The sequence below is a fragment of the Ruegeria sp. CE12 genome, assembly GCF_056537525.1.
Map to the genome: position 1 here is coordinate 773196 of NZ_JBQFRS010000001.1, position 12810 is coordinate 786005.

At 56.3% G+C, this 12810-nt stretch carries 15 protein-coding genes; 5 read left to right on the plus strand and 10 right to left on the minus strand.

All coding sequences use genetic code 11. The features are described 5' to 3' along the window. Nucleotides 1-77 precede the first annotated feature (77 nt). The 4 genes from ACR0IO_RS03900 to ACR0IO_RS03915 all read right to left on the minus strand — a co-directional run bounded on the left by ACR0IO_RS03900 (nt 78) and on the right by ACR0IO_RS03915 (nt 4806). Nucleotides 78-2756: an ATP-binding protein gene (locus tag ACR0IO_RS03900; protein ID WP_480739667.1), complete on the minus strand. Its 2679-nt coding sequence runs from the start codon at nt 2754-2756 to the stop codon at nt 78-80. Further along, the gene (locus tag ACR0IO_RS03905) at nt 2744-3055 is read right to left on the minus strand and encodes a hypothetical protein (protein WP_480739668.1); all 312 of its coding nucleotides are present in this window, start codon (nt 3053-3055) and stop codon (nt 2744-2746) included. The genes ACR0IO_RS03900 and ACR0IO_RS03905 overlap by 13 nt, the downstream gene beginning before the upstream one ends. Continuing rightward, a complete protein-coding gene (locus tag ACR0IO_RS03910; protein ID WP_155144919.1) occupies nt 3052-3432 on the minus strand; it encodes a response regulator transcription factor in 381 nt (126 codons plus the stop codon). The genes ACR0IO_RS03905 and ACR0IO_RS03910 overlap by 4 nt, the downstream gene beginning before the upstream one ends. A gap of 78 nt (nt 3433-3510) precedes the next feature. Then, a complete protein-coding gene (locus ACR0IO_RS03915; RefSeq protein ID WP_480739669.1) occupies nt 3511-4806 on the minus strand; it encodes a helix-turn-helix domain-containing protein in 1296 nt (431 codons plus the stop codon). Between the two features lie 221 nt (nt 4807-5027). Between ACR0IO_RS03915 and ACR0IO_RS03920 the strand changes: the two genes are divergently transcribed. The 4 genes from ACR0IO_RS03920 to aat all read left to right on the plus strand — a co-directional run bounded on the left by ACR0IO_RS03920 (nt 5028) and on the right by aat (nt 8255). Further along, nucleotides 5028-5564 (plus strand): LuxR C-terminal-related transcriptional regulator, encoded by a 537-nt coding sequence (locus tag ACR0IO_RS03920; protein WP_155144923.1) that lies wholly within the window; start codon nt 5028-5030, stop codon nt 5562-5564. Between the two features lie 150 nt (nt 5565-5714). Further along, nucleotides 5715-6215 (plus strand): acetyl-CoA carboxylase biotin carboxyl carrier protein, encoded by a 501-nt coding sequence (gene accB, locus ACR0IO_RS03925; protein ID WP_170331345.1) that lies wholly within the window; start codon nt 5715-5717, stop codon nt 6213-6215. 9 nt (nt 6216-6224) lie between these two features. Continuing rightward, complete coding sequence (gene accC, locus ACR0IO_RS03930) at nt 6225-7574, plus strand: acetyl-CoA carboxylase biotin carboxylase subunit (RefSeq protein WP_155144928.1); 1350 nt, start codon at nt 6225-6227, stop codon at nt 7572-7574. A gap of 48 nt (nt 7575-7622) precedes the next feature. Then, nucleotides 7623-8255: a leucyl/phenylalanyl-tRNA--protein transferase gene (gene aat, locus ACR0IO_RS03935; RefSeq protein WP_480739670.1), complete on the plus strand. Its 633-nt coding sequence runs from the start codon at nt 7623-7625 to the stop codon at nt 8253-8255. On the opposite strand, the gene ACR0IO_RS03940 is transcribed toward aat, so the two are convergent. From ACR0IO_RS03940 to ACR0IO_RS03965, 6 genes are all read right to left on the minus strand, one after another. Continuing rightward, entirely contained in the window at nt 8210-8578 is a 369-nt protein-coding gene (locus tag ACR0IO_RS03940) for a DUF2155 domain-containing protein (RefSeq protein WP_170331341.1), read from the minus strand. The genes aat and ACR0IO_RS03940 overlap by 46 nt on opposite strands. After that, entirely contained in the window at nt 8575-9027 is a 453-nt protein-coding gene (gene mlaD / locus ACR0IO_RS03945) for an outer membrane lipid asymmetry maintenance protein MlaD (RefSeq protein WP_170331339.1), read from the minus strand. Before mlaD ends, ACR0IO_RS03940 begins: the two co-directional genes overlap by 4 nt. A gap of 12 nt (nt 9028-9039) precedes the next feature. Continuing rightward, on the minus strand, nt 9040-9423 hold the full coding sequence (locus ACR0IO_RS03950; RefSeq protein WP_155144935.1) for an NADH:ubiquinone oxidoreductase subunit NDUFA12: 384 nt from the start codon (nt 9421-9423) through the stop codon (nt 9040-9042). A gap of 78 nt (nt 9424-9501) precedes the next feature. Continuing rightward, entirely contained in the window at nt 9502-9864 is a 363-nt protein-coding gene (locus ACR0IO_RS03955) for a RidA family protein (protein ID WP_155144937.1), read from the minus strand. A gap of 64 nt (nt 9865-9928) precedes the next feature. Next, nucleotides 9929-11197, minus strand: coding sequence for an ATP-dependent Clp protease ATP-binding subunit ClpX (gene clpX / locus ACR0IO_RS03960; RefSeq protein WP_155144939.1), 1269 nt, complete (start codon nt 11195-11197; stop codon nt 9929-9931). 131 nt (nt 11198-11328) lie between these two features. Further along, the gene (locus tag ACR0IO_RS03965; RefSeq protein ID WP_155144941.1) at nt 11329-11961 is read right to left on the minus strand and encodes an ATP-dependent Clp protease proteolytic subunit; all 633 of its coding nucleotides are present in this window, start codon (nt 11959-11961) and stop codon (nt 11329-11331) included. Between the two features lie 373 nt (nt 11962-12334). Between ACR0IO_RS03965 and ACR0IO_RS03970 the strand changes: the two genes are divergently transcribed. Then, nucleotides 12335-12676, plus strand: coding sequence for an ArsR/SmtB family transcription factor (locus ACR0IO_RS03970; RefSeq protein ID WP_155144943.1), 342 nt, complete (start codon nt 12335-12337; stop codon nt 12674-12676). Nucleotides 12677-12810: the final 134 nt, after the last annotated feature.

Consider the following 12810-nt stretch of genomic DNA (forward strand, 5'->3'; position numbering starts at 1 on the left):
GGCACCGAACCGCTATCTATTTATCGCCTGATACCCGGTCTAACCCGGCGACGGTTACCAATACCTTTAAATCGCGATCACTGCGCGGCTTGCTTGTGCGCCAATGGCAGGCTGACCCGGAATGCGGCCCCCGCCTGCCCCGGTAAATAGCTGATTTCGCCGCCGAGGCGCTGCATGATCTCACGACAGATGGCCAGGCCCAGACCCGCGCCCCCGGCTTTGTCGAAGCCTACACGCGCGAATTTTTCGAACACCATCGATTGTGCCTCGGGTGGAATTCCACTGCCATTGTCGATGAAGTCGATCACGACCTGCCCCCCAACATCGTGCGCAGAAATTGTAAGAACAGGATCGGGCGCATCACAGTACTTCTGCGCGTTCGAAATCAGATTGATGAAAACCTGACCAAGGCGATCCAGATCGGTTTGCAGCGGTATGCGTTCAGAGGTCAGGCTGCGCCGTATCTCGAGCTTGCGATCTGTTCCGGCAAGCGCGGTAGAAATGGCGCGATCCAGAACAGACCGCAACGTACTGTCGCCCAAGTTCAAACTGACCTGCCCGCTTTCCAGAACACTGAGGTCCAGCAGATCATCCAGCAATCGTGTCAAACGCAAAGCCTCGTCATGGATGATCGCCGCATAGCGCGTCTTTTCCTCGGCACTCAGCTCTTCGGTATCGCGCATGATCTCCGAAAATGCCCGGATTGAGGTCATCGGGGTGCGCAATTCGTGGCTCACCTGACCAAGAAAGGCATCCTTTTGCATCGAGATTTGCGTGAGTTTTTCATTCGCCTCACGCAACTGACGCGCCGTGCGGCTAAGTTCGGCAGATTTTGCCTCCATCTGACCTGAGTATTCCAGCAGTTGCGCCGATTCATCAGCCACCGCCAGCAGATCTTCGACCGAAACCGAAGATCCCCCTACGATCTGCCCGACCATTGCATGAGCGGTGGCCGCTCCGACAGAACCGCTCAACTCACGTTCAAGACGCACCAGAAAACCCGGCGTAGGTTCGGGCAATCGCCCCCGACCGCCCTGTTTCAACGCCTCGGCCTGAAAGAACACCTGCGCGGGAATCGTGCCAAGAATTCGCTGTGTCATGATCATCAGATCTTCGCTTTGGCCAACGGACCCGGTCCATCCCTGAGGGGCAACCGAATGGTCAAAGACATTCACGAATTGAGCGCCTTGCAACCGCTCCAGCGGGCTGGGAAAGCTCAGCAGGGATGCCACGCAAAAGGCGATGGTGTTCAGGGTCAGCGACCACATGATCGTATGTACCATCGGGTCAATCCCATCGATCCCGAACAGCGCTTGCGGCCTGAGCCATCCCCAGCCAAATGGACCGTTTTCAAGGACCGAGGCAGGCATCACCCCCCCGCCCATTCCGGGCAACAGCAGCGTGTAAATCCAAAGAAAGAACCCGACACTTAATCCGATCAGAGCACCGGTTCGCGTCGCCCCACGCCAGAATAAACCACCTACAAGTGCTGGCAGAATCTGGGAAATCCCTGCAAAGGCAACAAGCCCGATGGAGGCTAGCGCTGCCCCCCCTCCGGAGAGGTGGAAATAGAAGTAGCCCAATCCCATGATGACAGCGATCGATACCCGGCGCGCCATCAGAACGATGTTGCGAACGTCACCGGAAACTGAACCCGATCCTTCCTGAGTACTCAGCCAGATCGGCATGACAACATGGTTGGAGACCATGGTTGAAAGCGCCATAGCCGTCACAATGACCATCGATGTAGCCGATGAAAAACCCCCGATGAACGAGAGCATGGCGAGCCATTCATTGCCCTGAGACAGCGGCACCGTCAGAACAAACAGATCCGGGTTTGATCCCTCGGGCATCAGGTCCAGCCCGATGACAGCAATAGGTACAACAAACAGGCTCATCAGCAGCAGATACAGCGGAAAGGCCCAGGCTGCCGTTCTCAGGTGCCCCTCATCATCGTTTTCGACAACCATCACCTGAAACATTCGCGGCAGGCAGACAAAGGCCGCTGCAGACAGGAAGGTTATTGTGGTCCAGCGGCCCGCATCAACGTTCCACTGACCGATCTCAGAGGCATCAATACGGTCCATCATCGGACCAACGCCGCCAGCTATCCCCCAGACGACAAATATGCCGACTGCCAGCAGCGCAAACAGCTTGACCACAGATTCCAGAGCAATGGCCGTCACAACGCCGTGGTGACGCTCATTTACGTCCAGATTTCGTGTACCGAACAGAATGGCAAAGACCGCCAGGCCGGCAGCCACCCAGAAAACACTCGATCCCTCTCGATAGAGACCAGACGAATCCGCTTCGGCAAATATCGAGAAAGAGAGCGTAATCGATTGCAATTGCAGCGCGATGTAAGGCGTACCGCCCAACACAGCCAGAATGGTCACACAAATCGCCAGAGTATTCGACTTACCATAACGGGACGAAATCAGGTCGGCGATTGAAGTCACGCGTTGGCTGCGCCCTACGCGAACAAGTTTACGTAGCCCCCACCACCAACTGATCATAACCAGCGTCGGTCCCAGATAGATGGTGACGAACTCCAGTCCCGAACGGGCGGCGTTGCCAACCGCGCCATAAAATGTCCAAGCTGTGCAATAGATCGACAGGGACAGAGTGTAGATCAATGGCGATCGCAGCCATTTCCCACGTCCAGCAACCGCCATCCGGTCGGCGGCGAATGCCACGCCGAACAACAGTACAACGTAGCCAAGGCAGACGAGTATCAGGACGTTTAATGTCGCCATTCGTCCGTCTCCGTATCCTCACGTGCTGCAAAACGCTTGGCCACGAAGCCGAAGAACATACTGATCAGGATGAGGGCACCCCAACAACCAAAGATGTAAAGGATGGCGGAGGAAAGCGGCACTGCGTCTTCTCCTGCGCTGCCATCTGGCCAGAGCAAGGGGAGCCCGATCAGAGCGGCACCCAGAAATGGCAGCAATCTCGCAGCATCAGACAATCTGCGTCGACGATAACTCTGACGTTCCAGGAAGAGCGACGGTCTTGTCGCCGTTGATTGATGTGCATTATCCTCCGACGTCATGACCGCGAGGCTTGTGCGTGCAGATCGCGCACAGCAGTCAGAACTTCGGTATTGGAAAATGGTTTGGTCATAAACCGGCTGACACCAGCCTGCTCCGCCATTTCCCGATCTCGGGATTGCCCCCTTGCCGTAAGCATCAACACAGGCAGGCCCTTCATCCCCTCAAGTTCCCGAAGGTCACGCAGGATGTCCATGCCACTCTTACCCGGCAGCATAACATCGAGAATAACAAGGTCCGGATTCTCAGCTACAATCACCTGAACAGCATCCACGCCTTCGGCATGGGTCTCGACCTGCCAACCCTCACGAGTCAGCAGAAATCGGATCGCCTCGGTAATGTTTGGCTCGTCCTCGATCAACAGAACCTTACGGCTCATATTTGCAGTTCCTCCCCATGGCCGATCAAACGCGCGGCCATCCATCGCTGTCAGATTAATCGTTCTGTCAGGAAACTGTCAAAAAACTTCGCTAAGAATCGACGGCTCACGCCGTGATTCACATGCGTTTCTGGGGCAGATGCGACAGCTGGTCCCAACCTGAGCCTTCGCTTCGACATCTGGCGACGGATCTTCGACCGACAGCACCAGCATTGCCGAGTGATAAACGGGGTCCTGATCAAATGACTGTGCAGGCTGAGGCCAGGCAATCGCATAGCAATCGAACTCGGCCGCGGTCCGGCCCAGCTGAACGATCCTTTTCCGGACAGGGACCAGCGGCCGATTGAGAGCAGTAAACAACGGCCATAATGGACAGCCTTCTCCATGCCGGGGTAATGCAAATCCAGGTACAGGTTTATAAAACAGGATACTGCCGGACGCATCACAAATTGCCAGACCCGCCGCCCGTGGCAGAAGGCTTTTCGGAACAAATGCCAACCGACGCAGCACTGTCGCAAGATCTACAGAAAATCGCGCCGCAAGCCCCATCGGATCCGGCTCAGCACCGCCCAACTCTTCCCGAAGTCTCTCCAGCGGAATTGCACGCGCGTCAGCGGCATAGGTCGCCAACAGGCTCTGCGCCACGGATTTAGCAGCGGATGTGTCCAGACCATCCAACGGAAACGAATCGGCTGCCGCACCTTCTTCGATTTCCGGGAAATGGTATTCTCGCTCGGCAAAGAACGCCTCGACCTCTTCCAGCGGCATCCCACGGCGGTCAGGCTCATCTTCGCTTTCATCCAGATAGGCAACCAGTGCCTTGGAGCTTTCGGCCAGACGTTCAGCATCTTGGTGAATGTTGCGGTGGAATCGATCCCGCCATTCTGCATCAATCTCTTCGGGCTCGGCCAGAATCGCAGCGGTCGATCGGATTGCGGCGGCGGTCGAAAGCACCTCGTGCATCGAGGCCGCCAGATGCGGGTCATGGGTCAATCGATCTGACAGGGTCTCAACCGTGCGCTCCAAAGACACGACACGGCGATGCATCTGCGACAAGACACCTGCCCAGCCGGGGAAACGCCCCGCAAACTCATCCAGCGCATCCAGTTCGGCCGTTTGTCCAACTGCATCTGCAGCCGCCTCGCGCAGCGCCGCGATCAAGGTGGCCTCGATCCCTTGTGTTAGCAACGAAGGTTCGACCGACAACGCCGAAGCGATATCGACCAGTAGCTTACCCCCAATCCGCCGACGATTATGTTCGATCAGGTTCAGGTATGACGCCGAAATACCAACCCGGCGCGCAAGTTCCGCCTGACGCAGACCGGAAATCTGTCGTCTTTCCCGTATTCGGCTTCCTGTCAGTGTGTCGCGCAAAGGCACAACTTTCCCTAAGGTGGCGTCGCCCGCTTTTCGGCCGGGCACACGATTTTTCAGAATAGTTGTTTAATTGTTATTGGTTGCAGTCCTATTTTCAAAGCACATTTACAGGATTTACTACTTTTCCGGTTTAATATCACTCAAGAGCCCATCATTCAGCCAAGTGATTGAGAGTTTCGCCCCTTCAATTCTGCCCCAATACGCGTCACCATAGGTATATGAGCGATCCAGCCTTTGAATACGCCCCGATCGGGCTCGTTGAGCTTGAGAACCGGATCATCCGGCGCTGCAATTTGCAGTTTGCCCGTACCTTTGGCGGCAGTGAGGAAGAGTATCGCAATATGCCATTGTTGCACCTCTATCCGTCAGTTGCGGATTGGGAACGCATCGGCGCGCGCAGCCTGCAGGTGATGCGAGACACGGGCTATTATACGGACGAGCGGGTCATGCGACGCCGGAATGGCGATCTGTTCTGGTGTCGGGCACGCGGACGGTCACTGACACCGGACGATCCTTTCCGCCACGGCATCTGGAGCTTTTCCGACATCTCCGAAGAGCGCCCGTTAGTAGAGCTTACACAGCGTGAGCGAGAAGTGGCGATCATGTCGTGCAGAGGGTTGTCCGCAAAGGAAATCGGGGCTGAACTTGGCCTGAGCTATCGCACAGTCGAGGCTTATCGGGCCCGATTGCTGGAGAAGTTTGGCGCCCGAAAACTGCCCGAACTGGTGGCGAAATTGTCGGGGATGCCACTCTGATCCCGCTTGCCTCTCGCAATGTACGCAAAAACCCCCATTTGACAGGCTGAGACTGCGCTTTTCATGGCCGACTGCATGGCTTATAACGCTGCGTAATTAGACCAAGCCCGCAAAAACAGACGGGCCAAAGGGGAACCGTCGAGGACACTCATGACAGATACCAAACACGAAGCGGATGTGGCGTTCATCAAGGCCTTGGCCGAACTGCTGCGCGAAAACGACCTGACCGAACTGCAGGTCAAACGTGAATATGGCGAAGAAGACAGCCTGAACGTTCGTGTCAGCCGGATGAACCAAGCCGTAGCTGCTCCGGTTCAGGTGGCCGTTCCAGCCGCTGCCGCACCTGCAGCCGCAGCACCCGCTGCAGCGCCCGCCCCGGCCGAAGCACCCGCTGCAGCGGAAGATCCGGCAAGCCATCCGGGCGCAGTAACCTCACCCATGGTTGGCACTGTCTACATGCAGCCCGAGCCGGGCGCACCCGCCTTTATCACAGTTGGCGCATCTGTATCCGAAGGCGACACGCTGTTGATCGTCGAAGCGATGAAGACCATGAACCATATCCACGCACCCAAATCGGGTACCATCAAGCGTATTCTGGTCAGCGATGGTGACGCCGTCGAATTCGGCACCCCTCTGGTTATCATCGAGTAAGGCGGGCCCATGTTCGACAAGATCCTGATTGCCAACCGAGGCGAGATCGCCCTGCGTGTGATCCGCGCCGCGCGCGAGATGGGTATTGCGACGGTTGCCGTGCATTCGACCGCCGACAGCGACGCGATGCATGTACGCATGGCCGACGAATCGGTCTGCATCGGCCCGGCACCCAGCCCGCAGAGCTATCTGTCGGTACCCGCGATCATTTCGGCCTGTGAGATCACAGGCGCGCAAGCGATCCACCCCGGTTATGGCTTTTTGTCTGAAAATGCCGAATTCGTGCAGATCGTCGAAGATCACGGCATCACCTTCATCGGCCCCACCGCAGAACATATCCGCGTCATGGGCGACAAGATCACAGCCAAGGACACGATGAAGGAACTGGGTGTTCCCTGTGTCCCGGGTTCGGACGGTGGTGTTCCAGATCTGGCTGCAGCCAAGAAAATCGGTGAAGAATTCGGTTATCCCGTCATCATCAAAGCCACCGCTGGTGGCGGCGGTCGCGGCATGAAAGTCGCGCAAAGCGCTGATGAAATGGAAAGTGCGTTCATGACCGCACGCGCCGAAGGCAAAGCCGCCTTTGGCAATGACGAGGTCTATATCGAGAAGTATCTGACCACACCGCGTCATATCGAGATTCAGGTCTTCGGTGATGGCAAAGGCAAGGCGGTCCACCTGGGCGAACGCGACTGCTCGTTGCAGCGTCGTCACCAGAAGGTGTTCGAAGAGGCCCCCGGCCCCAGCATCACCCCGGAAGAGCGCGCCAAGATCGGTAAGATCTGTGCCGACGCGGTTGCCAAGATCAACTATATCGGCGCAGGCACCATCGAATTCCTGTACGAAAACGGTGAGTTCTATTTCATCGAGATGAACACGCGTCTGCAGGTGGAACACCCGGTAACTGAAGGCATCTTTGGTGTCGATCTGGTGCGCGAGCAAATTCGCGTCGCAGCGGGCGAACCGATGTCGTTCGGTCAGGACGATCTGGAAATCAATGGGCACGCCATCGAAGTTCGGATCAATGCCGAGAAACTGCCAAACTTCTCGCCCTGCCCGGGCAAGATTTCTGCCTATCACGCACCTGGCGGTCTTGGCGTACGGATGGATTCAGCACTCTATGATGGCTATTCCATTCCACCCTACTATGACTCGCTGATTGCCAAACTGATCGTGCAGGGCCGCGACCGGGATGAGGCGCTGGCACGCCTGAACCGTGCTTTGGGTGAATTGATCGTGGATGGCATCGATACGACCGTGCCTTTGTTCCACGCTCTGCTGCAGGAACCAGACATCCACAGCGGGGATTACAACATCCACTGGCTGGAGCACTGGCTTGCGGAGAACATGGCCCAATAAATCTGTAAGGTCGAAGAGCGAACGCTCTTCGACCTTCGGGTATTCTGCATGAGCCTTTCACCCGAACTCCTTCTTCATGGGTATTCCATCGGCATTTTTCCGATGGCAGAACATCGTGACGACCCTGAGCTTTTCTGGGTCGATCCAAAATTTCGTGGTGTCTTCCCGCTGGATGGATTTCACATCTCACGCAGCCTTGCGCGCAGAATTCGCAACAGCGGGTTTGAGGTGTCAATCGACCAACACTTTGCAGGTGTCGTTGATGGCTGTGCAGATCGTACAGACACATGGATCAACGCCGAGTTACGCGGCTTGTATCTGGACCTTCATCAATCCGGCCACGCGCATTCTCTCGAAGTCTGGGAGGAAAATCAGCTAGTTGGTGGCGTCTATGGCGTTGTGCTGGGGGCGGCTTTCTTTGGGGAAAGCATGTTCTCACGCCGCACAGACGCATCGAAGGTTGCATTGGCCTATCTGGTGGACCGTCTGCGCCAAACCGGGTTCCGATTGTTTGACACACAGTTTCTGACTGCGCATCTGGCATCATTGGGCGCGATCGAAATCCCACGCAGCCAGTATCGCCGAGAGCTTGAAGAAGCGATTAACGCCAGCGCAGATTTTACTGCCGCAATCGCTCAGTCGGCGGATGGCGTGATACAGCGGATCACCCAGACGTCATAACGCGCGTGATCCAGTGCATTCAGCGCGGGAGAGGTCGCAATCATCCAGCCATCGAACAGCTGCTCTGATTTGCCACTTTCCCAGATTGTCAGATAGGCGAAGGCATCCCCAGTCGGGTTATCCGCGGGGTATCGACAATCCCCAAGGGCAACATCCAGCCCGAATATGGCCTCTGTCTGGCCGCTCTGCAGTTCGACATCAACGGTCTGCCCGCTGACCTTATCCAGCCCACGCAGCATCGCGCCCGGGCCGGATTCCACCTTTTGCTGAGCAGCAGCACCCGTACCGGCCAGCAGCAATGCAAAAATAGCAGCCCGCATCATTCGCTACTGTCCCCGGCAACAAACTTGACCAACAGCGAGATCAGGCTGACCGCACCTTGAGTATCCTCCACCTCGTCTCCGGGCTCAAAATAGAACGGCGATCCACCCGGCATGACCTCAACGAAGTTACCGCCCAGCAGACCTTCCGAGGAAATGACGATGGCGCTGTCATCTGGAATCTGGATACCGTCAGCGACCGAAAAGGTCGTATCAGCACGGTATGTCTCGGGATTGAGCGCAACGTTCGTAACGGTCCCGATCTTCACACCTGCCAACCGCACGTCGGTGCCGATCCCGACACCTTCCAGCGAACGGAACGATGCGCCCAGTTCATACCCGGCCCGGTTCTGAGACAGGCCCGTGGACTGGCTGGCATAGACGCCAAACGCAACGGCGCAAGCCAGCACGGCTCCGCCGACAAGAACTTCGGTCATGTTGTGGGTAGACATTGCTCGCCTCGCCTATTCAGGGCTCCAGGCCTCATAATCCTTGCGCTCAACCGGGTCCGGTCGGCGCAGAGAACCCGCCGGCGTATAGGCCAATGCGGTGCCGGTCAGGTTTTCCTGATGCGGCAGCTCCCAGGATTTGTGCTTTAACGGTTTTTCTGTCGGAGGTTCATCCCAGGTGCGATGCAGCCAACCGTGCCAGTCCGGATCAATCCGGCTTGCTTCGGCTTCGCCATTGAAAATGACCCAGCGCTTGCTGTCATCGGCGTTGTGGTAAAACACGTTGCCCTGATCATCTTCGCCAACCTTGATACCCTTGCGCGCGGTGAAAATCTGGGTGTTCAGGGTCGCCCCGTTCCACCAAGTCACAGCTCGTAAAAGAGTGTTCAGGATTCCCATTGGCGCCTCCGGCAGTTATGCTCCTGAAGATATGGACCAAAGGCCGACCAAGGTCCAGTGTCAGCAGGGCCGCAGCCCTTATTCCGGCAAGATTGCAGTCACTTCGATTTCGATCCGGTACTTTGGATCGATCAGACCACATTCGATCATCGTCGCCGCTGGCGGGTTCTCACCAAAGGTTTCAGCCAGAATGGGCCAGCAAGGCTCGAACTCGGCACGGTCCGGCAGCATGTAAGTGACGCGCACCACATCGGCAAAAGACGCGCCAGCATCCGTCAGGGCCTTTTCTATGACAGCCAACGCTGACCGACACTGCTCGGCCGCGCCGTCACCCTGACCGACGGTACCGGCAACGTGCACCCAGCCACCCGCGACGACAGCCCGGCAATATCCGACCTTCGCCTCAAACTCACCACCTGAAGAAATACGCTTGATTGTCATTGTGCCCTCATATGAAAACGGCGCGGATGATACCGCGCCGTGTAAATTCGGAAACTCTCTGAGTTCAGCCAGCAGACGCCGATTCGGGGCCGGCATCCGCATAAATGATGAGCGGTTGCGATTCCGAGGTCACCGCCTCTTCGTTCACCACCACCTCGGTCACGTTTTTCAGGCCCGGAAGTTCGAACATCGTGTCCAGCAGGATGTCTTCGAGGATTGAGCGCAACCCGCGTGCACCGGTTTTGCGCTCAATGGCCTTCTTCGCGATCGCCTTCAGCGCATCATCAGTAAAGGCCAGCTCGGCATCTTCAAGCTCGAACAGACGCTGGTATTGCTTAACCAGCGCGTTCTTGGGCTTGGTCAGGATGGTAACGAGTGCGTCCTCATCCAGATCCTCCAGCGTCGCCAGAACCGGCAGACGACCAACAAATTCCGGGATCAAACCAAACTTTAGCAGATCCTCGGGCTCGAGGTCCTTGAAGATCTCACCAACACCGCGGTCATCATTGTCACGAACGTCGGCACCAAAGCCCATGGCCGAGCCTTTGCCACGTTGTGCGATAATCTTATCCAGCCCGGCGAACGCACCACCACAGATGAACAGGATATTCGTTGTATCAACCTGCAGGAATTCCTGCTGCGGATGCTTGCGGCCACCCTGGGGTGGAACGCTGGCAACGGTGCCTTCCATCAGTTTCAGCAGCGCTTGCTGAACACCCTCACCCGAGACATCACGGGTGATCGAAGGGTTTTCGGACTTGCGCGTGATCTTGTCGACCTCGTCGATATAGACGATGCCGCGCTGCGCGCGCTCGACATTGTACTCGCTGGCCTGAAGCAGTTTGAGGATGATGTTCTCAACATCCTCGCCCACGTAACCGGCTTCGGTCAGTGTGGTCGCGTCCGCCATGGTAAACGGAACATCCAGAATGCGCGCCAAAGTCTGCGCAAGCAGCGTCTTACCGCAACCGGTCGGACCGATCAGCAGGATGTTGGACTTGGCCAACTCAATATCGCTGCCCGCTTTCTGAGCATGATTAAGGCGCTTGTAATGGTTGTGAACCGCAACCGACAGAACCCGCTTGGCAGTGGCCTGACCGATAACATAGTCATCCAGAACTTCGCAGATGTCTTTTGGTGTCGGCACACCATCCGAAGATTTAAGGCCACTGGCCTTGGTTTCTTCGCGAATGATGTCCATGCACAGTTCGACGCATTCGTCACAGATGAACACCGTCGGGCCCGCAATCAGTTTACGCACCTCATGCTGACTCTTGCCGCAGAAACTGCAGTAGAGCGTGTTCTTGCTGTCACCGCCTGAATTCGTCGCCATGATCTACCTTTCGGGCTCCATCCCTGCGCGCCGCTGCGTCGCGCTTGCGCCTGTTCATGCAGCTTAGGCCAGCACTGTGGCAGCTACAATCTCAAAATCACACCTCGCACTACACGCGCGAGGTTTTGATCTTAGCTTTCTTCAACATCCATCTTAGCGCGGTTCTCGACGATTTCGTCGATGTGACCCCACTCTTTCGCTTCTTCCGGGCTCATGAAATTGTCACGATCCAGAGCTTTTTCAACAGCCTTTTTGGTCTGTCCGGTATGACGCACATAGATATCATACAGGCGATCCTTGAGTTTCTGCGTTTCAGCAGCATGGATCATGATATCGCTGGCCTGACCCTGATACCCGCCGCTGGGCTGGTGCACCATGATACGGCTGTTGGGCAGTGAAAAGCGCATGCCCTTCTCGCCACCGGCCAGCAGAACTGATCCCATCGATGCCGCCTGACCGATCACTAACGTCGAACATTTCGGCTTGATGTACTGCATTGTGTCGTAAATCGACAAACCGCTGGTCACCACGCCGCCGGGCGAGTTGATGTAGATCGAGATTTCCTTGTTCGGGTTTTCCGCCTCAAGATGCAGCAACTGGGCAACAACCAGATGGCTCATTCCGTCGTGGATCGGGCCATTGATGAAAATGATCCGCTCCTTCAACAGGCGCGAGAAAATGTCGTAAGCCCGCTCACCCCGGCTGGTCTGCTCGACGACCATGGGAACGAGCGTATTCATATAGGTGTCAACTGGATCGAACATTCGGAACCTGCCTGCTTTGCAATGGATCGGGACACTACCCGAAGAATAGTTACATGAGTCTTAGTATCGGCACCGGGGGGCCGCAAGGGGTGCAGCAGACATCGCTTCGCTAATGTAGGATTCGTGGCGAATGGGGAGCACGGACAGCTGAACTACTGAGCGTCACTTCGACCGCTAAAATCCGCCAGCCGAATGCCGCATAGACGCACTAGGGAGTCATATTCCGGCATTTTCCCCGTTATCCATCACGCTATTTTGATCCATACATATAGAAATACATGTTCGAAACATGTACTGAAATGGCTCGCCTTCAGCGAAACTTACGTAAGGGAACAATAGCCCGCATGCCGGGCCCGAAAGGAAAACAATCTAGATGGCACTTCCCCAGCTGTCCCAGGACATGACTTCAGAAGACCTCGACCGAATGGTCGACAATGCGACGCGCGCATCGAATTTCCTCAAAGCGATCAGTCATGAAGGTCGTTTAATGATCCTGTGTCATTTGGTTTCGGGTGAGAAATCCGTGACTGAGCTGGAAGAGCTTCTGTCTGCCCGCCAGGCTGCAGTTTCCCAACAATTGTCCCGCCTCCGCCTTGAAGGGCTCGTGACACCGCGCCGCGAAGGCAAGGCTATCTACTATCGTCTGACCGATGATCGCCCCCGCCGCATGCTCGAAGTGGTTTACGAGCTGTTTTGCAGCGACGACAAATCCTGACGAGGACTGGTAGTGATTGGCGTTGTTAAGAACGCTGCAAACCGCTCTAGCTAAGCACAACCCTGAGGGCTGTTGATCAAACCAGCTGGCAGAGCCGTTCCGGATTGGCGTTCAGCAATCAAAGAGATCACTTG